Here is a 22,638-nt window from a genome sequence, read left to right on the forward strand (position 1 = left end):
GAGGGGTAATTTGTGTATCGGCGAAATCCAATTATTGATCAAATATTAAATATTCATAAAGCACAAGCAGAGGGTATCATTAGTTCTACTTCATCAAAGTTAGTAAAAAAAGCTTTTACGACTTCATGGAGTCAATTAAATAATGGGAGTATCGATGCCTCGATATCTAGCGAGACGATTTTGTTTAACCCTGATGAAATTGAGGTAACCATAGATAAATGGATAAAGGATTTTGAAGTATGTTTGGAGGCCGAAGAGGCAAAGTTCAAGCGGATAGAAGATCCTACATTTAGTGATAAAATGGATATCATTAATTTGAAAACAGATATTGAACAACATGTTCTTTATGAATATAGGGATTTGAAACGCAAAATAGGGATAATTGATACCAAATTTGCTAATGTTGCTCGTGCATATCGATCTCCTTTACAGCAAGCATTAAACGATATCACTATGCTATATAATGATATTAACAATATTGACGGAGATTTTACAGGATTTGAGAATGTATCGGTGTATGTGCATGGGATAGAAGATACGGGAAAGAATTTTTTTGAAAGTGCTGTAGAAGCTGCATATTCCGGAGATATAATTGTACATGAAAAAAGGAACGGGGAAGTAGAATATTTTGTAATCAAAAAAGTAAATGGTAAAAATGAACCAATAAAAATAAGATTAGAAGATGTTAAAATTCATAACAAAGATAAGCGCCTTCATTTAGTTTATGAAACGGAGTATAAAAATGAACATCGTCAAAAAACAAGTGACGATTTGGCGGAAAAACTAATTTATATGGGACTATTAAATGATAATACGAAGATTGATATGTTTGCACATAGCTATGGTGGAAGAAGATCTTTTCAATTTGCAATGGATTATCCCGACCATGTTAGAAGTATCACAACAATTGGTACTCCATACAATAAAAATTTTCTCGGTGGAACGGCAAATACATTCCCCGGGATAGCAAAAGATTTTTTTAATAAAAACGCTACCGAATACAGTAATTATTTGGATTTTAATTCAAAAAATCAAAGAAATGATGATGGAATACTCCATAGTAATGTATATACAGATATGAAAAGCGAAGCAATGATTGAGGATATTGAACACTTAAAAATTGCAAATCCCGAAGCTTATCAAAAGTTAGAAGAGATGGAAATCACAGCTGTTGCTGGACGAGATACAACTACGCATAAGTATTATAATGAGTTTAAAGGTCAAGTAGAAGAATTTGTAGTTCCCGATACTCACGATGGGGCAGTTTCAGTAAATAGTCAGCACGCGGAGTCATTAGGGGCTTTAATAAATAATCGCCTTTCTTATGATGTAAAAGGAGAAAGTATTAGTAAGCCGGCTCATTCCAAGGAAATAAAGAACACAGACTTTATTGAGTTAATTCGACAAATAAACACCCACTATCTAGAGTAGGAGTGACCTAATATGAAAAAAGGGAAAAAAGTAATTCTTGTTTTAATTTTTATCTTACTACTTTTTGCTTGTGAAAATCATTTTGAAATAGGTGAGAAGAAAGTGACATATCAAAATGAATTCCCTAAAGAAAGCAGTCCAGCATTATCTGAGTTTTTGCGAAGCTATATTTTAGGATATGAATCTATCCTCCTTTTTAAAGGAGAAGCCTTTATATACTCCGATAGAAATATGAATACGAATAGTAATAAATTAACTTACTTTCAACATACTTCCTCGCAGTTAAATGAATATTATGATCCTATTTTTTCAACAGATCATCCCGAAAAAATTCTTCATGAATTATTTGATGAAAAAAAAGGTAGACTGCATCACGAGATTGAAGATGAAGAGAATAAATTTTTACCGGATGTAACATTAGATAAGGGTAATGTATTAAAAATAAAAACGGACCAGAAGAATGTTAGCTTCTCAATACCTGAAAATTTGGATAAAAATCTATCGGATGAATTAATATTGAATATTGAAAGTACAAATGAATTTGGATTTATTTTGCAATTAGAAAATGATATTTCCGGAGAAATTTATTATTTCTTCGCTTTAAACGATTTATCAGAAATGGATATCTTTCAAGATATAGAACTTACTAGTGTAATTGAGCAAGGGCAGCTAAAACCATATTATCCTCTTTTAAAAACAATAAATGAGTCATTAAGCGTTATAGATTATAAGATAATAGACACGAAGACTCACGAAGTATTTAAAGTTGAAAGTGAACATTCTTTCAGCAAAGATTATAAGTACATCTACTTAAATGGCAGGGATAACCCATTAGAGGAGGGTGTCCAGCGAGTCCAAAGGATAGAAGATTACGTTGAAGGAAACGATCAGTATTATGCTGAGTTCAAATTAAATTATGAAGAAATCTCAGATGAACTCGATTTTAACTCAGTTGGGATTGGCTCTGCAAATACCGTATACTTTAATGAAGATCTTATCGTGATACATCTTGAATTTGATGCAGCAATCACTGGAACTGCGGGCTCTACTAACGTCATTATTGATTTACAAAAAAATAAAGATAACCCTATTTTTTATTTAGTTGATTTAGGGATTATTGCTTAATGAAGGAGAAGTTCTAACATTATAAATTAAAATTTACTAAATGGAGTATATTCTATGAAAAATTATTTAGTTCTCGTGTTTATGTGGGTGTTACTGCTCCCTGCATGTGGTAAAAGTAATGATCCAACCCAATTTATCTACGAAACTAATTTTTCCGGTCATTCTCCTAGGGTTGAACAATTTATAAAAGACTATATTACATCAGATGTAACATATCATTTAGTTACAAAGGACAATGTAAATGTGTATGCAAAGAAAAATCTTGGAAGTCAGCAAAAAACAATTGAATATATTCAATTCAATGACGAACAATTAAAACAATATTATGAACATATATTGGATGCTGAAAGTCCAAAAACGGAAATTGAAAAACTCAGAGAATCCAAAGAATCTTTATTCCAATCTGTTGATGATAAAGATGCATATCATTTACCCGAGATTAATTTGGAAGAAGGAAATATATTCTATATTAAAACATCAATAAGTGAGAAGAGTTTTAAACTACCAGATCTTTTAAAAGAATATGATGTTGATGTAAATGACAAAGTAATGTTTAATATTGTCGCAGTAGATAAAGAAAGTTTCCAAATTGATATACAAGTGAAACAGGAAGATGGCTCCTCAAAAGAAAATATGTCTGTTTTTATAACACAAGATTTGCAAAATACATTTGTTTCAGAGACGTATACTGATGAATTTCTCAACAATATTGTAAAAGGTAATTTAAACCCATACGAAAATTTATTTGTAAAGTTAGACTCTGAGGGTAGATATATAAAAGCGGCTAATAGTTTTGGAGTTGCGGATACAGTGAAAAATGAATTAAAGTGGATAAATGAACTGGATTATCTAAGTCAAGATAATCAATATGTGTATTTAGGCGGGAATGCAGACCCGTTATCCGAAGGAAAGCAACGTATCCAAGAAATTGAAGAATATTTAGTCGGAAATGAAGAATATTTCGCTGAATTTGATCTGAATTTAAAGCAAATTTCAGACGCACTCGAATTGAATTCTGTAAATGATGTTTCAATTGGAAAGGTTAAATATTTTAATGAAGACTTTATTATATTATATTTAAACTTTAAAGCTGCGATTACGGGTACAGCTGGTTCAACTAATGTCATTATAGATTTTCAAGAGGATAGAGAGAATCCGACAATTTATTTGGTTGATTTGGGGTTGCATTAGTCTCTGTTAAGGAGAAATTAATAAATTAGAAAGTAGTTCAAGGATGCTTCCCAAAATTCCTTTTAATATTAGTATCTTTTTTAGCCTGTCAATATATTAATGATAGACAACAAATACAAAAAGGTCTTTCGTTCCGATCAACGAGAGACCTTTTATAATCTAGGATAAAAAGTACGTTTAAATAGCCATTCTTTCTTTTAAAAATTTATTCAATATACGCCTACATTATTATTACCACCAATGAAAACCGTCTTCCTTCAGTAATTCCTCTGAAGCTTCAGGCCCCATACTACCCGCTTTATAGTTAGGGAATTCCGCTGGTGTTGATTCCCACTTTTTTAAGATCGGATCAACATATTCCCAAGTGAGAGCTACTTCATCCCAATGAGTAAAATTAGTTGTATCACCGATCATGCAGTCGTAAAGAAGTTTTTCATATGCTTCCGGAGAGTTAGCTGCATTGATTTGATTATAATCATAGGTTAATTTTATAGGAATTGCTTCATTTTCCGTTCCGGATTTTTTAGCATTTAGATATAAAGTAATCCCTTCATTTGGACTGATATTGATAACGAGTAGATTCGGATGCTGTTCTTTTTTATCTTTATAGTATAAGTTCATCGGAATACTTTTAAATTCTACAATAATTTGTGTTGATTTCTTGCTCATTCGCTTCCCGGTGCGAATATAAAATGGGACACCTGCCCATCGATAGTTATCAATCATGATTTTCCCTGCTACAAATGTTTCCGTGTTAGATTTTGCAAGCGCTGGCGCTTCCTGCTGATAAGCGATAGGGTAATCCGGGCCTTCACCATACTGTCCACGGACAAAGTTATCGTCGACGTTTTCTATTTTTCTCAAAGCACGAAGGACTTTCAATTTTTCCGAACGTATTTCTTCCGATGTTAATTTTATTGGCGGCTCCATGGCTAGCAATGCAACCATTTGCAACATATGGTTCTGCATCATGTCTCGAACAGCACCTGATTGGTCATAGTAGCTAGCCCGATCCTCGACACCAATTTCTTCACTTGAAGTCACCTGAATGTTGGCAATAAATCGGTTGTTCCAAAGATGTTCAAAGATTCCATTAGCAAAACGAATAACTTCTATATTCTGTACCATCTCTTTCCCCAAATAATGATCAATTCGATAAATTTGCTCTTCTTTAAAAGCTGCACGGATTTCATGATTGAGTTTCCTAGCAGAAGGTAGATCATTTCCAAACGGCTTTTCTATGACTAGACGTGTCCATCCACCACCGTTTTTCATTCCATTATCATTCAAGCTATTCGTAATGTCTCCAAAAAATTCTGGTGACATAGCTAAATAAAATATCCGATTTCCCTCTGTTTGATAGATTCCTTCCAAGTCCTGCAACAAAGCTTCCATCTCCAAATAGGAAGAAGAGTTGGTCACATCAGATGGATGGTAATAAAAATGGGAAACAAATGCATCTAAATCAATTTCAGAAGAATTTTTATCTGTAATGGATTGCTTTACCTTATCACGAAACTCTTCATTGGACCATGATCTTCGTGCAGTTCCAAATACGACAAAGTTTTCACCTATTTTTTTGTTTTTTACAAGACGATATATAGATGGGAATAATTTTCGCTTAGCTAAATCACCCGTTGCTCCAAATATGATAATGGCCACTTTGGGTTGGTTTTGATTATTCATAATTTAGGTCTCCTTCATTGAATGGCAAAATTATATAAGTAGAAAAGTTTAACGATAAGTTTTACTATTTTTATTACTTGGTGTTATGCCATTAGATAAAGACAGTAAATGGCATGCGTTCTATTAGGAAAACTGTCCTTAACTGAACTGAAGCGAACATAGACAGATGCACATAGAAACCTTTAACGTCTATTCGTTAACTTTTTTATTGTAGGCTACTATTTGCTTAGCATGATAGAAACTTCAAACAGACAACTTCAGGTACATCTATTTCTGATCCGGTTTCAGTTAATTTCCCCGATTCAATGTCCCGCCTAAATAATACAATATTTTCAGTGTGCTGGTTCGATACGACAAGAAATGACTCACTTGGATCTAAAACAAAATCCCGTGGCCATTCACCATTAGATGAAACATGTTCTATAAACGATAGTTCTAACGTTTGTTCGTTAACTTGAAAAATAGCGACACTATTATGCCCACGATTTCCGGTATAGACAAATCGGCCATCAGATGATATTTGAATTGCACTTGCATCATTCGTCTCTGTAAAACTATCCGGTATGGTTTTTATATACTGTTTTTCTTCAAACGTTCCTTTTTCTTTGTCGTAAGCTAGTACAACAACCTCTGAACTTAACTCGGTTAGCAAATATGCGTATTCTCCATTAGGATGAAACGTTAGATGGCGTGGGCCACTGCCCGCCTTCACTTTTAATGTCGCTATACGGTGCAATTCCTTATCCTCTACTTTATACGTTACAACCTCATCAGTCCCTAGGTCGCAAGCAAAAATGTAGTTTTCATCTGGAGAAAATCCAGCATAATGGACGTGAGGTTTTTCTTGGCGCTTGTGAGGGCCATTACCAGTATGCGTTACAAAAGAACCTTTACTAACAGTTCCTTGCTCTTCATTCACGTGAAATATCCCTACTGTGCCTTGATGATAATTAGATGTAACTAACTTATTACCATTTACATTTACATGACATGGAGGAGCACCATCTGTTAATTGAGCATCTATTTTTGTAAGGGCAGATGACTCTTGATTGACTTTATACGCATAGATACCTCCAAGATTTTCTTCTTGGGCCACTGAATATAAAAACTGATTATTTTCTGCAATTGATAAGTAAGTAGGATTACTAACTTTAGTAGCTAACTCGCAATTTTTTAAAGCTCCTTGAACTGTATCCAGTTCAAATCGGTAAATCCCTTCACTTGTTTGGCGTGTATACGTTCCTGCAAAACCTATATATTTTGACATATGCATCCATCCTTTATTATATTTCCACATTAATTTCATTGTTGGGAGTATAGAGAAAGTCTTTTTGCATGCTAATTATTACTATGTAATTTACTGCCCTACATTTTACTTTTTTATTATATATAACTCTTTCTTAATTTACTACATCTCTCTTTGTAAAGCCATATTCTTTCATCACAATACTATCTGGGCAGAAGTAACAAACTTATCAAAAAGACAAAACTTCACCCATTTCAACATTCTATTTTAATCTTGCAACAATTGCAAACTCGCACACAACTATTTCTGCCTGCGCGCCTTCCCTTTATGAAATCTCATCCCCACCTACAATCGCATTACCAAATCTGTCAATCAATAAAAATCTAAAAAAGATGACTTCTGAAATACAGAAATCATCTTTTAGAGGTTGCCTATTCTTTATATTACTCACTTGGCTTTTCATTTATATTTATATTTGGAGCTTCTTTTATCTCTTCCACGACATGGTCTTCTGTTACTCGTACTTGATGACTCTTGCCACCACAGACAAATTTAAATATACCATTATTAAAGTCTGTACCAATTTCTTTATAAAAAACTCCTTCAAACAAATTACGTTTCGATTTAGTAAAAGATAGTACAAATCCTGTTTCGTCTTTTCTCAGATAGCCACGAATCCCTTTTTCATACATCGCTTCATCACTGACTTTTAAAGCACGATCTACGGAGACTACGTGAATATCTATAAATACGAGTTCTCTTAATAAGGCATTTACAAAGGAACCCTTTGTAATCTCTTCCCATCTATTTTGCGGTCTTTCTCCAATAATAACTTGTGTAATATTATGTTTGTAGGCTACTTCTTTAATAGCTTTAACGATTGGCCGTGGTTCGTTATCTTTCAAAATGAATTTTTTAGCACCTAATTCTTTAGAAAGTTCTCTCCAATGATCTATATAATTTGCTTTTTCAGCATCGAATTCGTCTGATGAAAGTTGGTCAACTGTTAGCACATAAAAGGGGCTATTCGATAACTGGGACAGCTCATAACCACGTCTGATTAAACGCTCACCATTTGGACCATAATAAACACAGACTAAAATTCTTTCGTCCATATGGCTCTTAATATTCCCCATGATACGTCACCCTCTCTACTCCCTAAATGTTACTCTTGAATATACCATCATATTATACGTTATGTTACAACTTTTTTCTATGAATATTGATTAAGTCGATAAATTGATTTTTATTTTTCGTGAAAAAAGATGAATGGTTCACGTGCTTTCAAATTTTTTATAGTATATAATTAACTAGAAACTTTTATATTCAATCACTTACTGTAAAAAGAAAACTTTATCATATTAAGGAGGAAAACAATTGCTTACGATTAATATGGCGATTATTCTTCCATTTATAGCAGCAATTTTTATCTTACTCTTTCTGAGGAATTTTAGACGTTTTCACATCGGATGGTTAGTACTCCTTATTCCAAGCCTTTTATTTTTCCTTTTAGCTCGGCAAATCTCCACTGTCGCAAAAGGACAAACGTTCAGTTATCAATTTAATTGGATACCCTCGTATAATATAAATTTTCTCACATATTTAGATGGACTAAGTATGATTTTTGGTCTTTTAATAACAGGGATTGGAATCCTAGTGGTATTATACTCTATCTATTACTTATCAACAGAACAATCTCTTGTCCACTTTTATATTTATTTACTGCTATTTATGGGTAGTATGTTAGGTGTTATCTTTTCCGATCACTTACTTCTATTATATGTTTTCTGGGAATTAACGAGTATCTCATCGTTCTTACTAATTGCATATTGGTATCAAAGAAAAGGATCTCGTTATGGGGCCAAGAAAGCATTGCTCATTACAGTGCTCGGTGGTTTTGCTATGCTTATTGCATTTCTGATGCTGCACCATATAACGGACACTTTTAGTATCAGAGAAATAATAGCAGCTTCTGACATAATAAAAAATCACTCATTGCTTGTTCCGATTATGGCACTAGTTCTTCTAGGAGCCTTTACAAAGTCTGCGCAGTTTCCTTTTCATATCTGGCTACCGGATGCGATGGAGGCACCTACCCCTATTAGCGCATATTTACATTCGGCTACAATGGTAAAAGCGGGAATTTATCTTGTCGCAAGATTTACTCCAGTTTTTGGAGGAGAATCATTTTGGTTTTGGGCTGTCAGTTTGATTGGATTGATCACGTTATTCTGGGCTGCTCTTACAGCCATTCGACAAACTGATCTAAAAGCATTGCTTGCCTATTCTACTATCAGTCAGCTCGGTTTGATCATGACATTATTTGGCGTCGGTTCTTTATCTTTACATCCAGATATTCCTATAAGTTCTGTATTATATACTCAAGCAACTTTTGCTGCATTATTTCATTTGATTAATCACTCTACATTTAAAGGTGCCCTTTTTATGATTATTGGGATTATTGATTATCAAATTGGAACGCGCGATATACGTAGATTAGGTGGACTGCTCTCATTTATGCCAGTTTCCTTTACTATTGCATTGATCGGTAGTTTCTCTATGGCAGGATTACCGCCATTTAATGGCTTTCTAAGTAAAGAAATGTTTTTCACTGCTATGCTAAATGTAAAAGAATTCGATATCTTCTCCATCCAATCAGTTGCGAACTTGTTTCCTATTATTGCTTGGATCGCGAGTATATTTACCTTTGTATATAGCATGATGATTGTCTTTCAAACCTTTTTTGGTCCTTATAGAGAACAACCTACAACGAATGCAAAAGAACCGCCATTTGGTATGCTTCTTGCGCCAATTACGTTAGGGTTATTTGTCGTTTTAATTTTCTTTTTTCCAAACACACTTAGCAAATGGATATTAAAGCCAGCTGTACAGAGTATTTATCCAGAGTTTGATGTACAAACAATTGGAAACATTATGTGGTGGCATGGATTTAATCAGGAGCTTATGATGACGATCGGAGTTATCTTGTTCGGAATAATCGTTTATCTATTACGTTCTTATTTAAAGAAAGTTTTTATTTTATTCCCTAGAAGTTTTTCATTTGATAATTTTTATCATCTTATTTTGGATACAGTAGATAAAACTTCAAAGAAAATCACCGACTTTTATATGACAGGATACTTAAAAAATTACTTAACCTATATATTCATCTTTTTTATTATTTTATTAGGTGGGGCTCTCTATTTTCTTGATGCGTTTAATTTTACTACAGAAAACGACAAGATCATTCATCCATTTGAATGGATATTAGCGGGCACAATCGTTGTAGCAGGAATTACTATTCTGCTGTCGAAATCTCGCTTAACAGCAATATTAGTGAATGGATTTATCGGATTCGCTATCGCGATGTTTTTCGTCCTGTTTCGAGCACCCGATTTAGCGCTAACGCAGCTCGTAATTGAAACGGTAACTACGGCTTTATTTCTTCTTTGCTTTTACTTTCTCCCTAAGTGGGATGCCAACAATTCAGAGCAAAGAGTCAAGCGAACAAATCTTTTAATTGCCATTTCTGTTGGTACAGTGTTTACATTAATTGCTTTAACAGTTAATAGTGGAAAATTATTTCAGTCTATTTCTGTCTTCTTTGAAAACTCTGACGAATTGACTGGTGGAAAAAATATTGTAAATACAATTTTAGGCGATTTCAGGGCGTTTGATACAATGCTAGAAGCTATTGTTCTATTCATCGCAGGAATTGGTGTTTATACGTTGATAAAATATAGAAGTAATAAAGGGGCGAAAAAAATTGAAGATTAATGAAGTTATTTTACAATCTGTCTCAAAAATAGTTGTCTTCATTATTTTAACATTAGCCCTTTATCTGTTCTTTGCTGGACATAACTCACCTGGTGGAGGATTTATCGGCGGGCTTGTACTAGCTTCAAGCTTTGTCTTACTTTTACTTGCATTTGATATTGAAACGGTTAAACAAGGAATTCCAGTAGACTTTAAACATGTTGCCGCTCTTGGAGCTACAATTGTCCTTCTAACCGGTGTTGGTGCAACTATTTTCGGTCAGCCTTTTTTAAACCAGTCATTTACACATGTAGACATCCCTTTTTTCGGGACTACTGAATTAACAACCGTGACTATTTTCGAAACTGGAGTTGCTTTAGTTGTTGTAGGAGTGGTTGTAACAATTATTCTAAGTATTAGTGAGGACGTGTAAGTTATGGAAACATTAATCATACTCGTATCGGGAGTCTTGGTAACTGTTGCAACGTATCTTTTACTATCCAAAAACTTGACGAAAGTTATTTTAGGTACTGCCGTCCTCACTCACGCTGTCCATTTATTATTAATGGCAATGGGCGGATTTAAAGGTGACACAGTGCCAATAATAGATAATAACTCAGATAAATATGTTGATGCGTTACCACAAGCGTTGATTTTGACTTCCATTGTGATCAGCTTTGCCGTCACTGCTTTTTTTCTCGTCTTAGCTTATCAAGTAAATAATCAAACGCAAACGGATGATTTAAGTAAACTACGGGGGTATCGCCATGAATAATTTGCTTGTTCTTCCTATGGTAATACCTTTACTTGTCGGTGTTTTACTCGTTTTTTATCGTACTTATATTATAAGACAAAGATGGATTACATTTACCTCTTTGATGATTAATGCCCTTTTAAGTATTTTTATTTTAAAGAAAGTCCAAACAGATGGGATTATGAGCCTTGACTTCGGTGGTTGGATCCCTCCATTTGGTATCTTGTTTGTTGGTGACACGTTTGCAATTTTATTAGTTATTACTTCTACTATTATTACGGCCTTATGTGTTTTGTACGCAATGCCAACAATTGGAACTAGACGTGAACAGTATTACTTTTATTCTTTTGTAAATTTTCTTATTGCAGGAGTAAACGGATCATTTCTGACAGGAGACATATTTAATTTATTCGTTACTTTCGAAGTAATGTTGCTTGCTTCTTATGCGTTAATTACTTTAGGTGCCTCAAAACGTCAGTTAAAAGAATCGATTAAGTATATTGCGATCAACGTAGTATCATCTTCATTATTTCTAATTGCGATTGCTTACTTATATGGAACACTTGGTACTTTAAATATGGCACATCTGTCAATAAGAATTGCTGAGGTTGGCCAAACACCGATTTTAACGATCATCAGCTTACTATTTTTGATTGTTTTCAGTTTAAAAAGTGCATTATTATTGTACCAGTGGTTACCTGGATCATATAGTACACCACCGACTGCAATTGCTGCTTTATTTGGTGCATTGCTGACCAAGGTAGGGGTTTATGCATTATTTCGTATCTTTACTTTGCTCTTTTATCACGAACAAGGAGTTACACATACAATCATTGGAGTCATGGCAGGATTAACGTTAATAGGTGGCTGTATTGGTGCGCTTGCCTATACCAATATTCGACAAATTGTTTCCTACAATGTTGTCATTGCTATTGGATTCATTTTAGTTGGCCTTTCTCTTATGACACAGACTGCAATTGAAGGTGCTATCTTTTACTTAATACACGATATGTTTGTAAAAGCACTTTTATTTCTATTAGCAGGAACAATGATTTACTTAACTAAAACAGAAAAGCTGGATGAAATGAGTGGACTCATACGTAACTATCCAGTTCTCGGATGGATGTTTTTTATTTGTGTCTTATCATTAGCAGGTATCCCCCCATTAAGTGGATTTCTCGGAAAAGTATTATTAGGTGAGGCCGCAATTGCAACAGGGTCCTTTGTTTTACTCGGATTGAGCTTTGCTTCTGGTCTTGTCGTTCTGTATTCGTTGACTCGTGTATTTATGAGTTGTTTTTGGGGCGAAACAATTATAGGCGATGATGAAGAAATACCTTTGCCTAAAAAGATCGTTGTCCCTAGTGCAATTTTGGTTGGAATTACATTTGCGCTTGGTATTGGCGCTGAAACTCTGTCGCCATATCTTTCAAATGCTGCAGAAACACTTGTTAATCCATCCATCTACATTGATGCCATAATGTCCAAATAAACTTGAATTGGAGATGAATCGCATGGCTGCACAATTTTTATTGAACTTATTTATCGCTTTTTTATGGGTATTGTTAAAAGATGAAGATATATTAAGAATCCAAACAGTCATAACTGGATTTCTTATTGGTAGTTTTATCGTCCTACTTATGAGAAGGTTTTTTGGCGGTCATTTCTATTTACACCGGCTTATCTCTGTTATTAAATTAATCTTTATTTTTATTTCAGAGATATTCCAATCAAGTGTTGTCGTGATCAAACATATATTAAGCCCTAAAATTAATATAGAACCTGGCATATTTACATATAAAACTATTTTGCGAGGAGAGTGGGAAGTAACAACACTTGCCTTGCTATTAACGTTAACCCCTGGTTCAGTTGTTATGGAAGTAAACGAAGAAGGAAATGTGTTCTATATACATGCCATGGATATTAAACGATACAAAGGTGACTTGGAACGGTCATTAAAAGTGTTTGAGAAGGCAATTATGGAGGTGACGAGATAATGATTGAAACCATTCTAAATATATCTTTAGTATTATTCGGTGTCGCAATTTTAATTACCTTCTATCGAATTATAGCTGGACCAACCTTTCCAGATAGAGTTATTGCTATGGATGTTGTTGGAGTCAATTTAATTTCAACGATGGCTATCGTCTCCATTCTTTTTCAAACGAGAGCATTTTATGACGTCATTCTCGTGTTAGGTATATTAGCTTTTATCAGCACAATTTCTTTCTCGAAGTTTTTAGAAAGAGGTGTCATTATTGAACGAAAACGTGACCTTTGAACTTATCGGAGCTTTATTAATTTTGTTTGGCAGCATTATAAGTGTTGTCAGTGCAATAGGAATCATCCGTTTTCATGATATTTATTCGCGGGCCCACGCTGCTACGAAAACAACTACTCTCGCTGTATTAATTACGCTCGTTGGTACATTTATTTATGTCTGGCTTGGCGAAGGGTATATAAGTGTTCGTTTAATGCTCGGAATTGTTTTTGTCTTTATCACTGCCCCTGTCTCTGGACATTTAGTACTGCGTGCTGCTTACCGGGCAAACGTAAAAATGGCAGATGCTACGATTGAAGATGAATTAAAGCCCGTATTAAAAAAAGATGATTAGAAAACGGCTTATCACTAAAGAAAACATGCCCCTTCATAGGGGTATGCCGACGTCAGGCGCAAAGCCTGCTCTTAGTCGGCCTTCCTCAGAGCCATACTGATGCAAGACAGCGGTGATGTTGCATGTATTTATGCTCTGGAGTGCAAGTCTTTATGGCAAGAGTTTGAGCTGAACTTACGACACACAAGACGTGCTAGTACTGGCGTTGATACGGTGGGACGAGTAAGCGCATTCCTAGGACGTTGTGCTTTTAGCCAGTGGGCAGTAAGAAGAAATTTATACTTTCTTATCTGCAAACAAAAGGGGATAATAGTCTCCCCTCCTGTTTTATCTATGAATTAATCGAGTTATAAATCCTAAATCATCCTCATCCGCAATAAAGTAGTCGAAACCAAAATAAGCTGCCAAGCCTAAAACAATCGTCCAAGTAAGTAAACTCGCTGTCATTAAAGACAATGTTTTTGCTTTTGTCCCTCCAAAGGTTAGCGCCAATAAAGCGGATAAATGACTTCCTACAAAAAACGGACCAATAAAAGCAAGACCTGGAAGTCCATATTTATCCCAGAGCGCTCTTGCACGTTTATGACGTTTAGAATCCTCTTGTTCTTTCCCTTTTCTTTTTCTACGCCATTCTCTAAATTTATCTAAAAAGAGTATTAATAAAATAATTGTGAATAAATTCCCTAGAAAAGCGACTAGCATAACAGGTATAACTGGAAGTCCACCGATAATTGCAATTGGTATAATCGCCATAATTTCAAAAAATGGAATAGCGGCCAATAATAAAATAATAATATAAGTAAGAAACATTTATTCTTCCCCCTTTAAAATATCTTTCGTTTCAAGCCAATAGATTAAATACTGAATGATACCAAAACCGACAAGCATCCAAATAGTAAAATACGAAATAACTTCGTGAAAAAAAGTATATAATACAATCCCTATAGGAATGGCAAATGAATAAAATATATATACTTTGCGAGTTGCTTTAAACGTAATCCACTGTAAACCTTCATCATCTTCTCTTAGTTCATATGGAATATATGTGATCCATTTAATACGCTTGTCAGGATTCCTTTTGTTATGTATATAAACAAAGGCGAAATAAATCAAAAATGAAATAAGAAAAGGATAAAATAGTAAAGCTTTGGACCAACCTTCTTGTACTCCAACATAAACAATACCTAAATAAATTAAAATACTGATCATTAATAAAGGAGATCTTAAAATTCTTTCTAACATCTTTTTAATCCGCCTTTCTTTCCTTTTCTAACCAAAAAATCTCTTCTAAAGAAAGATCAAACACGTCTGCAATTTTTAAAGCCAATTTTACAGATGGCTCATAGTCACCTTTTTCAATAAGTCCAATAGTTTGCCGAGTAACCCCAATTAACTTACCTAACTCTGTTTGAGAATAATTATCCCGTGCCCTTAATTCTCTTACACGATTACGAAGCATAAAAAATCTCCTTTCGTAGGATACAAATAGAATTGTACAGTATGATTAACATATTGTAAAGGATATATAACATTTAGTTAAGAAAAGATTACATTAGGGCTTTACCATTTTTAAAAGCAAATGTATGAAGATAGAAACGTGATTTCCACTGCAGGTGGATGCTTTCCTCGGGGCATGGCTTGAGCCTCCTTGACCCGGCAAGGGGTATGCCGATATTGGCCGCAACGGCTAGTTTTAGTCAGCTTTCCTTATAGTTGCTCGTTGTGGAGTCTCAAGACTCATGCTTTTCCCGCAGGAGTCACCACCTTCTGTTTCAATCACCTAAGTGGATATCGTTTATATTTGTTCGATTTCCTAGCGAATAAGATAATTATGAAATTGAATAATATTAAATAAAAAAATCTAACCATTTCATATGGTTAGATTCTCTGATTAGCCAACGTTCCGCTTCATTTGTTTACTTCTCAATTGACCGCATGCTGCATCAATATCGGTTCCTTGCTCAAGGCGGACTCCGCAATTAATTCCTTTGCCTTTTAACGTTTCTTCAAATAAGTTAATCGCCTCTGTAGTACTTCGCTCATACTGAATATGTTCATTTACTGGGTTATATGGGATTAAATTGACGTAAGAGAGATGACGTTTGTTTCTGAGAAGGTGAGCAAGTTCCTTTGCATGCTCCTCCTTGTCATTAACCTCTTTTAGCAAAATATACTCAAAAGTGATGCGACGGTTTGTTTTTTCTAAATAATAATCAATCGCATCCATTAGTTTGGCTATTGGGAATGCCCGATTTATTTTCATAATACTTGTTCGAAGCTCATCATTTGGAGCATGCAATGAAATTGCCAGGTTTACTTGCAACCCAAGATCAGCAAACTCATAAATTTTATGAGCCAATCCACTTGTAGATACAGTAATATGCCGCGCACCTATAGCGAGCCCTTTCTGGTCATTTACCACGGATAAGAAATTAACAAGATTAGTAAAATTATCAAAAGGTTCACCAATACCCATGACAACAATATGACTAACTCGTTCTTCTTTTCCCCGTTCATCAAGAAACATCTGTACCTTCATGATTTGCTCAACAATTTCTCCGCCTGTTAAATCTCGACTTTTTGCGAGAATTCCACTTGCACAAAATGTACAGCCTATATTACATCCGACCTGCGTTGTCACACATATTGATAGACCATAATGATGGCGCATTAAAACTGTTTCAATTAAATTTCCGTCTTTCAGTTTAAACAAAAACTTAATAGTACCATCTGCAGACTCTTGTCTTAATTCTTCAGCCATTGAATGGATGACAAAATTCTCTTCAAGCAACTGACGGCAAGCTTTATTAATGTTTTTCATTTCTTCAAAGCTTTTAACCCGCTTCTTATATAACCAATCCCACACTTGTTCAGCTCTAAACTTTTTCTCACCTGAATCAACTAGGAGTTCCGTTAATTGATCAAATGGAAGACTATATATTGATTTTTTCATTATTTTAACCCTCTTTTTTTGAATCTCTTCTGAGTTTCTCCTTTAACATGATAACATATCTTGAGTCAATTAAATACATTTTCATATTAGATGTAAGAGTAATTTTAAAGGATATTAAAGCAAGAAATGGTTATATTTACACTGCTGTCACCAGTTCAAAAAAGTCATCATCATGTTACTTCTAATTGTTTATATTCTACTCTCTGTGCTCTACTTCTTCTTCAATATTATGATTTGGCTGAATAAGTACTTCTACCCGACGGTTTATTGCCCGATTTTTTTCATTATTATTTTCAACTACTGGACGAAACTCTCCATAACCTCTTGCACTGAAGTATTTAGGATCCACATCTGAATTGTCTAGAAGTAAATACATGAATTGAATAGCCCGCATTGAACTAAGTTCCCAGTTTGATGCGTATTCCTGATTATGCACTGGTCGATCATCTGCATGCCCATTAATTACTACTTCATGGGGTGGATCCGTATTTAAAAAAGCAGCAATTTCTTTGGCTATATCGATCCCTTGTTTTTTTACTTTAGCACTTCCCGAATCAAACGTTATATCTGTCCTTACAGTAATAAGCAAGCCTTCTGATGTTAGTTTGGTACCTAAAGTTTCAGTTAAACTATTTGTTGCAATATATGTTTCTATACTTTCTTGGATTGCTTTTAACTCTTCATATTCTCTTAATTGAACAGAATCCTCTTTGGATGCTTCTTCCTCTTTGTCTCTGTCCTCTTCTTTTCCCTCTAAATCAACAGGGTCCTTCTCAGGAACAATACTTACAGCTTGATCCATGATACCTGATCCACTGTTAAATTCCGTTTTAAAAATATAAGCCAACTGTTCAAACTTTTTAACGTCAATTTCACTCATAGCAAATAGTACAATAAACAGAGCTAGTAATAGTGTGAGCATGTCTGCATACGGAAGCAACCAGGATTCATCTGTTTTTGCTTCGTTGTCTTTATTTCGTTTCCTCCGCGACATACTCTCCCTCCTGTTCTACGCTGCTTTGTTGTTCCATATTAGCAATTTCTTTAGATGATAAATAAGAGCTTAGCTTGTCCTTAATAACAGCTGGTGACTCTCCAGTCGTGATGGATAAAATCCCTTCTACCATGATCTCTTTTATTTTTACTTCCTGCTTTGATTTTTGCCTTAATTTATTTGCAAATGGATGCCATAGAACGTATCCAGTAAAAATACCTAATAGCGTAGCAATAAATGCTGCAGAAATAGCAGCTCCTAATAGATCCATATTCTCCATATTACCTAATGCTGCCACAAGTCCCACTACAGCCCCTAGCACACCAAGGGTAGGAGCATACGTACCTGCCTGAGAGAAAACTTGCGCTCCTTCAGCATGTCTATTTTCCATTGCTGCAATTTTCTCCATGAGGACATCCCGTATAAAATCCGGGTTCTGTCCGTCTACAGCCATTTGTAAACCTGAATTTAAAAATGGATCATCGATCTCTTCCATACTTCCTTCTAGGGACAACAAGCCTTCTCTTCTTGTCTGCTCGGCCCAAAGAGTAAAACGGTCTATTAACTCATATACATTTATTTCATTTTTTTCTATAAAAAGAATTTTAAATAGCGCAGGAATATTTTTAATTATGCGAGTTGGAAAGGCAATTAATACAGATGCAGCCGTACCAACAATGATGATTAAAAATGCTGCTGGATTAAGTAAAGTAACTATTGGAACACCTTTTAAAACCATACCTACACCAATTGCTATAAATCCTAATATAATTCCTATAACTGAAGTCTTATCCACTTGAATCCTCCTAAAATTTACCTTGCCACATTTTTTAATAAAATTATATAAATACAGTTACTATATATATCGGCAAATAGGCTTAAAGTATCAAGTGAATCTATGTGAAAAACAAAAAGTTACAATAACGCCAATAATATGCTATATTTCTAAAGAGAAGTATCAATCGATCCACTGAAAGTAGGCTAAAGATGAATTCAACTGTCAAATCACGTTCAAAAAAGCTTATTGGAAAAGAAGATAATCAAACGGTCTATTCCATTTTATTCATTATTGCGATGTGTCATCTTTTAAATGATTCTCTGCAAGCAGTCATACCTGCTATGTTTCCTATATTAGAAAGTTCATTAGGTTTGACCTTTACCCAACTTGGCCTCATTGCATTTACTTTAAATATGGTTGCATCTGTTATGCAACCAGTTATTGGAATATATACGGATAAACGCCCCCTCCCTTATGCTCTTCCTATTGGGTTAACAAGTAGTATGCTCGGAATGTTAGGACTCGCATTTGCCCCAAATTTTGAAATGATACTGATCAGCGTGTTCTTTATCGGGATAGGATCAGCTACTTTTCATCCTGAAGGGTCTCGAGTAGCATTTTTAGCTGCCGGACCGAGACGGGGACTTTCACAGAGTATTTTTCAAGTAGGTGGAAATACCGGTCAAGCACTCGCACCTATCATCACAGCACTAATCTTAGTTCCACTTGGTCAATTTGGTGCAATCTGGTTTACATTAGTTGCTGGATTGGCAGTATTATTTTTACTTTATATCGCTAAGTGGTATTCGACTCAAATGAACACATATACGCAACATCACAAAAAAGAAGCAATATCAAGGAATAATCATGCTCCGAAAAAAGCTATTATCAGCGCTTTAACGATCTTAATTTTCCTCGTCTTTGCACGATCTTGGTATCAAAGTGCGATATCAAACTTCTATGCTTTTTATGCCATTGATTTATACGATATTTCAATAGCTAAAGCACAATTATATATATTTACTTTTTTGTTTATGGGTGCAGTTGGTACTTTCTTTGGCGGTCCTTTAGCCGATCGCTTTGGAAAACGAAAGGTTATCCTATTTTCCTTAATAGCCCCAGCTCCATTGGCTATATTATTACCTTTTGTAAGTCAGTTTGTTGCCATTGCACTTTTATGTATCATTGGACTTTTATTAATGTCCAGCTTTTCTGTAACGGTTGTTTATGCCCAAGAATTAATACCGGGGAAAATAGGTACCATGTCCGGGCTAATAGTCGGGCTTGCATTTGGTATGGGAGCAATAGGGTCTGTAGCACTTGGTTCACTTATTGACTGGATAGGTCTTTTTCCAACAATGATATTCGTTTCATTGCTTCCACTTCTTGGACTATTAACATTCTATCTTCCTAAGGACGAAAAAGTTGCGGAATGGTATGCGTAATTATTAAAGAAACTATTACATTTTCTAGTTTTTTCTTTGTGAATTTGGTAATCTTAAAAGTAGAACAATAATATTTTGACACACCAATTGTGGAGGTCATTTTTATGAAGAATTTAGTCATATTAGGTGGAGGCTATGGCGGAATAAAGGTGCTTACAGGACTTTTAGGTACTGCCTTACCAGAAGATTTACTTATTACTGTAGTAGATAAAAATCCATATCATTCTTACAAAACAGAATTCCATACGATTGTGGCAGGAACAGCCGCAGATATAGATGTAAGAACTGAATTTCCTTTACATGATCAAGTGCAGTATGAATTTGGAGAAGTTAGGTCAATTAATCTTGAAAACAAAGAGATCTATTTCCGAGATCGAAGTGCCGTTGTTACCTACGATTATCTTGTTATTGCGTTAGGATGTGAAGATACGTATCACGGAATTGAAGGTGCCGAAGAATATACAGAAAGTGTACAAAGCTTTTCTAAAGCGAGACATACAGGCCTTGCTGTCGGTAACTTAAAAGCGTATGGAAAAATTTCGGTAGTTGGTGCAGGACTAAGTGGAATTGAAGTCGCTTCTGAAATTAGAGAAAGCAGACCTGATTTAAACATTCGTTTATTAGATAGAGGTGGCTCTGTTTTACGTGCATTCGATCCAAAAATCCAAGCACATGTAGCAGATTGGTTCATTAGAAACGATGTAGAGGTACTTCATCATGCAAACGTGGAATACGTTGAAAAAGATGGGGTTTGTAATAATGGAATTTGTTATGTGAACGACGTCACAATTTGGACTGCTGGTGTACAGCCCCATAAGATCGTTCGTGAGCTACCTTTTAAAAAAGATAACCAAAACAAAATTGTAGTAAATAAGTTTTTCCAAGTTCCGGGACAAGAACAGATTTATGTGATAGGGGATAATGCTTCCTCCGTCCATTCACCAAGTGGACAATTAGCCGGACAACAAGGAGAACAAGTTGCTAGAATCTTGGAAGACATTTTAGATGGAAGACAACCGAAAGAACCGAAAGAAATTAGATTAAGAGGAACACTCGGTTCGTTAGGAAAGTCAGATGGTTTTGGAAGTATGTTCCAACAATCATTAACTGGTTTACTACCACGGCTTACAAAATCAGGAGTACTCTGGCTACAAAAACGACATTAAAAATCAACTGGTTCGTACGATGCTCCAGTTAATAACAGATGTATTATTATTCATTTAGTAAATGAACTGCAATATAAAATAGATAGCAAAAGTTACACTACAGCTAATTGGCTGGTATGAAGATGCTTTCAATCACTCGTGCCAGTCAATTTTTATATTATATGCCTCTTATTGAGCTGTTTCCCATCCATACATAACGTAGTTATAAACTCCTCTCCTTTTTTAAAAACTCCCTATTGCAAAGGATCGATTAACTTCGTTGATAGAATAAGGTAAGAGACGATTGGATTTCCTAATTTTACGTTTTCACAACTAAGCAGCTTACCTGCAGCGGCAGATTGATACAGTTCATTCCCTCTTATATGTTCCGACATGATTAAAACGAAAAAGGATGTTACTTTTATACGTGAACGACATCCTTTTTTGGTCTGTTTTTTTATTCAAACAACTATCATTAAAATGTATGGAGTAATAATGGATACAAATACAGCGCTTAAAATCATTGCAATGGTGCTAATAGAACCTTCTAACGGACTATTCTCTAATGCCCTTGCAGTTCCGATTGCATGAGAAGCCGATCCAAGTCCAACCCCGCGCCCTAAAGAGCTAGTAAGTTTAAACAACCGAAACGCATACGTACTAACCATTGCTCCCGAAATACCTGCAACCATAACAAAGACTGCCGCTAGCGTATCAATCCCTCCAAGCGATGAACTAATATCCATTGCTACAGGTGTCGTGACAGACTTTGGTATGATCGAGTAAAGAATTTCTTTGTCAAATCCCGCAAGTTTTGTAAGAATAACTCCAGATAAAACGCCTATACATGAACCAATAAATGTTCCGACTAGCAGTGGTATAGCCAGTTTTTTTAATATTTCTCTATTTTCATATAGAGGATAAGCAAGGGCTACAACAGCAGGTCCTAAAAAAGCATTAATCCATACACCGCCTACCATATACGTATCATAAGAAATATTAAATAATAATAAAAACAAAACAATGAATAGCGTCGCAGTAGCCACAGGGAGTAATAACGCGGTATAAAAACGTTGATAAAGCCACTTAGCAATGAGATAAGCTATTATAGTTCCAAAAATGACAGAGATAATGATGAACACTTCACTCATTCGCTAACATCCCTTCTTTTGGCAAGCATTTGACTCGTTTTGCCCGAACTTATCATGACAATTATAGTACTGACAAATGTAATGACAATCAGCAGGATTCCTTTTCCTTTAAATAAATAATAATAATTTAATAGTCCAACAGTTGCAGGAATGAAAAATAAAACAAGATGTGTAATCATAAATCTAGCACCTTTTTCGATCCAGTTAGCTTTTAATAGACCAGTAGTTAATAAGATAAACATGAGAATAAGTCCAATGACACTCCCAGGGATGAACAAATTAAAATATTGTTGGATCCATGTGCCAATATAATATAGACCAAACAATAGTGCTATTTGAATAATCAGCTTCATAAGATGCAACAATAT

23 protein-coding genes are annotated in these 22,638 nt (G+C 34.9%); 12 read left to right on the plus strand and 11 right to left on the minus strand.

What is annotated here, in order from left to right:
* The first annotated feature begins 12 nt into the window (after positions 1–12).
* The 3 genes from SPD48_RS01510 to SPD48_RS01520 are packed head-to-tail and all read left to right on the plus strand — an operon-like array spanning position 13 to position 3,747.
* Positions 13–1,431 carry an alpha/beta fold hydrolase gene (locus tag SPD48_RS01510; RefSeq protein ID WP_336256282.1) on the plus strand — a complete coding sequence of 473 codons (1,419 nt, stop codon included), beginning with the start codon at positions 13–15 and terminating at the stop codon, positions 1,429–1,431.
* A gap of 12 nt (positions 1,432–1,443) precedes the next feature.
* Complete coding sequence (locus tag SPD48_RS01515; protein WP_336256283.1) at positions 1,444–2,556, plus strand: hypothetical protein; 1,113 nt, start codon at positions 1,444–1,446, stop codon at positions 2,554–2,556.
* Positions 2,557–2,610: 54 nt separating this feature from the next.
* Positions 2,611–3,747: a hypothetical protein gene (locus tag SPD48_RS01520; protein ID WP_336256284.1), complete on the plus strand. Its 1,137-nt coding sequence runs from the start codon at positions 2,611–2,613 to the stop codon at positions 3,745–3,747.
* A 231-nt stretch (positions 3,748–3,978) separates the two neighbouring features.
* On the opposite strand, the gene zwf is transcribed toward SPD48_RS01520, so the two are convergent.
* The 3 genes from zwf to SPD48_RS01535 all read right to left on the minus strand — a co-directional run bounded on the left by zwf (position 3,979) and on the right by SPD48_RS01535 (position 7,815).
* Positions 3,979–5,433 (minus strand): glucose-6-phosphate dehydrogenase, encoded by a 1,455-nt coding sequence (gene zwf, locus SPD48_RS01525; RefSeq protein WP_336256285.1) that lies wholly within the window; start codon positions 5,431–5,433, stop codon positions 3,979–3,981.
* Positions 5,434–5,659: 226 nt separating this feature from the next.
* Complete coding sequence (locus SPD48_RS01530) at positions 5,660–6,706, minus strand: lactonase family protein (RefSeq protein ID WP_336256286.1); 1,047 nt, start codon at positions 6,704–6,706, stop codon at positions 5,660–5,662.
* A gap of 416 nt (positions 6,707–7,122) precedes the next feature.
* Positions 7,123–7,815, minus strand: a complete 693-nt coding sequence (locus SPD48_RS01535; RefSeq protein WP_336256287.1) for a histidine kinase — start codon at positions 7,813–7,815, stop codon at positions 7,123–7,125.
* Positions 7,816–8,056: 241 nt separating this feature from the next.
* On the opposite strand from SPD48_RS01535, the gene SPD48_RS01540 reads away from it, so the two are divergent.
* The 7 genes from SPD48_RS01540 to SPD48_RS01570 are packed head-to-tail and all read left to right on the plus strand — an operon-like array spanning position 8,057 to position 13,804.
* Positions 8,057–10,456, plus strand: a complete 2,400-nt coding sequence (locus SPD48_RS01540; RefSeq protein ID WP_336256288.1) for a Na+/H+ antiporter subunit A — start codon at positions 8,057–8,059, stop codon at positions 10,454–10,456.
* A complete protein-coding gene (locus tag SPD48_RS01545; protein ID WP_336256289.1) occupies positions 10,446–10,868 on the plus strand; it encodes a Na(+)/H(+) antiporter subunit B in 423 nt (140 codons plus the stop codon). Before SPD48_RS01540 ends, SPD48_RS01545 begins: the two co-directional genes overlap by 11 nt.
* A 3-nt stretch (positions 10,869–10,871) precedes the next feature.
* Positions 10,872–11,210 carry a Na(+)/H(+) antiporter subunit C gene (locus SPD48_RS01550; RefSeq protein ID WP_336256290.1) on the plus strand — a complete coding sequence of 113 codons (339 nt, stop codon included), beginning with the start codon at positions 10,872–10,874 and terminating at the stop codon, positions 11,208–11,210.
* On the plus strand, positions 11,203–12,681 hold the full coding sequence (locus SPD48_RS01555) for a Na+/H+ antiporter subunit D (RefSeq protein WP_336256291.1): 1,479 nt from the start codon (positions 11,203–11,205) through the stop codon (positions 12,679–12,681). The genes SPD48_RS01550 and SPD48_RS01555 overlap by 8 nt, the downstream gene beginning before the upstream one ends.
* A gap of 22 nt (positions 12,682–12,703) precedes the next feature.
* Complete coding sequence (locus tag SPD48_RS01560) at positions 12,704–13,186, plus strand: Na+/H+ antiporter subunit E (RefSeq protein WP_336256292.1); 483 nt, start codon at positions 12,704–12,706, stop codon at positions 13,184–13,186.
* Entirely contained in the window at positions 13,186–13,470 is a 285-nt protein-coding gene (locus SPD48_RS01565; protein ID WP_336256293.1) for a Na(+)/H(+) antiporter subunit F1, read from the plus strand. The genes SPD48_RS01560 and SPD48_RS01565 overlap by 1 nt, the downstream gene beginning before the upstream one ends.
* A complete protein-coding gene (locus SPD48_RS01570) occupies positions 13,448–13,804 on the plus strand; it encodes a Na+/H+ antiporter subunit G (RefSeq protein ID WP_336256294.1) in 357 nt (118 codons plus the stop codon). The genes SPD48_RS01565 and SPD48_RS01570 overlap by 23 nt, the downstream gene beginning before the upstream one ends.
* Before the next feature lie 327 nt (positions 13,805–14,131).
* Here SPD48_RS01570 and SPD48_RS01575 read toward each other — a convergent pair whose 3' ends face one another.
* From SPD48_RS01575 to motA, 6 genes are all read right to left on the minus strand, one after another.
* On the minus strand, positions 14,132–14,614 hold the full coding sequence (locus SPD48_RS01575; RefSeq protein WP_336256295.1) for a small multi-drug export protein: 483 nt from the start codon (positions 14,612–14,614) through the stop codon (positions 14,132–14,134).
* Positions 14,615–15,046: a hypothetical protein gene (locus SPD48_RS01580; protein WP_336256296.1), complete on the minus strand. Its 432-nt coding sequence runs from the start codon at positions 15,044–15,046 to the stop codon at positions 14,615–14,617.
* Between the two features lie 4 nt (positions 15,047–15,050).
* The gene (locus tag SPD48_RS01585; RefSeq protein ID WP_336256297.1) at positions 15,051–15,263 is read right to left on the minus strand and encodes a helix-turn-helix transcriptional regulator; all 213 of its coding nucleotides are present in this window, start codon (positions 15,261–15,263) and stop codon (positions 15,051–15,053) included.
* A gap of 432 nt (positions 15,264–15,695) precedes the next feature.
* A complete protein-coding gene (gene rlmN, locus SPD48_RS01590) occupies positions 15,696–16,757 on the minus strand; it encodes a 23S rRNA (adenine(2503)-C(2))-methyltransferase RlmN (protein ID WP_336256298.1) in 1,062 nt (353 codons plus the stop codon).
* A 196-nt stretch (positions 16,758–16,953) separates the two neighbouring features.
* A complete protein-coding gene (motB, locus tag SPD48_RS01595; protein ID WP_336256299.1) occupies positions 16,954–17,751 on the minus strand; it encodes a flagellar motor protein MotB in 798 nt (265 codons plus the stop codon).
* Entirely contained in the window at positions 17,729–18,547 is an 819-nt protein-coding gene (motA, locus tag SPD48_RS01600) for a flagellar motor stator protein MotA (protein WP_336256300.1), read from the minus strand. Before motA ends, motB begins: the two co-directional genes overlap by 23 nt.
* A 191-nt stretch (positions 18,548–18,738) precedes the next feature.
* Here motA and SPD48_RS01605 point away from each other — a divergent pair, with 191 nt between their 5' ends.
* Both SPD48_RS01605 and SPD48_RS01610 read left to right on the plus strand, forming a co-directional pair.
* Complete coding sequence (locus SPD48_RS01605; protein ID WP_336256301.1) at positions 18,739–19,974, plus strand: MFS transporter; 1,236 nt, start codon at positions 18,739–18,741, stop codon at positions 19,972–19,974.
* A 104-nt stretch (positions 19,975–20,078) separates the two neighbouring features.
* Positions 20,079–21,140 carry an NAD(P)/FAD-dependent oxidoreductase gene (locus tag SPD48_RS01610; RefSeq protein ID WP_336256302.1) on the plus strand — a complete coding sequence of 354 codons (1,062 nt, stop codon included), beginning with the start codon at positions 20,079–20,081 and terminating at the stop codon, positions 21,138–21,140.
* Positions 21,141–21,580: 440 nt separating this feature from the next.
* Here SPD48_RS01610 and SPD48_RS01615 read toward each other — a convergent pair whose 3' ends face one another.
* Both SPD48_RS01615 and SPD48_RS01620 read right to left on the minus strand, forming a co-directional pair.
* Complete coding sequence (locus SPD48_RS01615; protein ID WP_336256303.1) at positions 21,581–22,270, minus strand: LrgB family protein; 690 nt, start codon at positions 22,268–22,270, stop codon at positions 21,581–21,583.
* Positions 22,267–22,623 carry a CidA/LrgA family protein gene (locus SPD48_RS01620; protein ID WP_336256516.1) on the minus strand — a complete coding sequence of 119 codons (357 nt, stop codon included), beginning with the start codon at positions 22,621–22,623 and terminating at the stop codon, positions 22,267–22,269. The genes SPD48_RS01615 and SPD48_RS01620 overlap by 4 nt, the downstream gene beginning before the upstream one ends.
* Between the last annotated feature and the right edge of the window lie 15 nt (positions 22,624–22,638).

Source organism: Pseudogracilibacillus sp. SE30717A, assembly GCF_037071985.1.
Taxonomy (GTDB): Bacteria; Bacillota; Bacilli; order Bacillales; family Amphibacillaceae; genus Pseudogracilibacillus.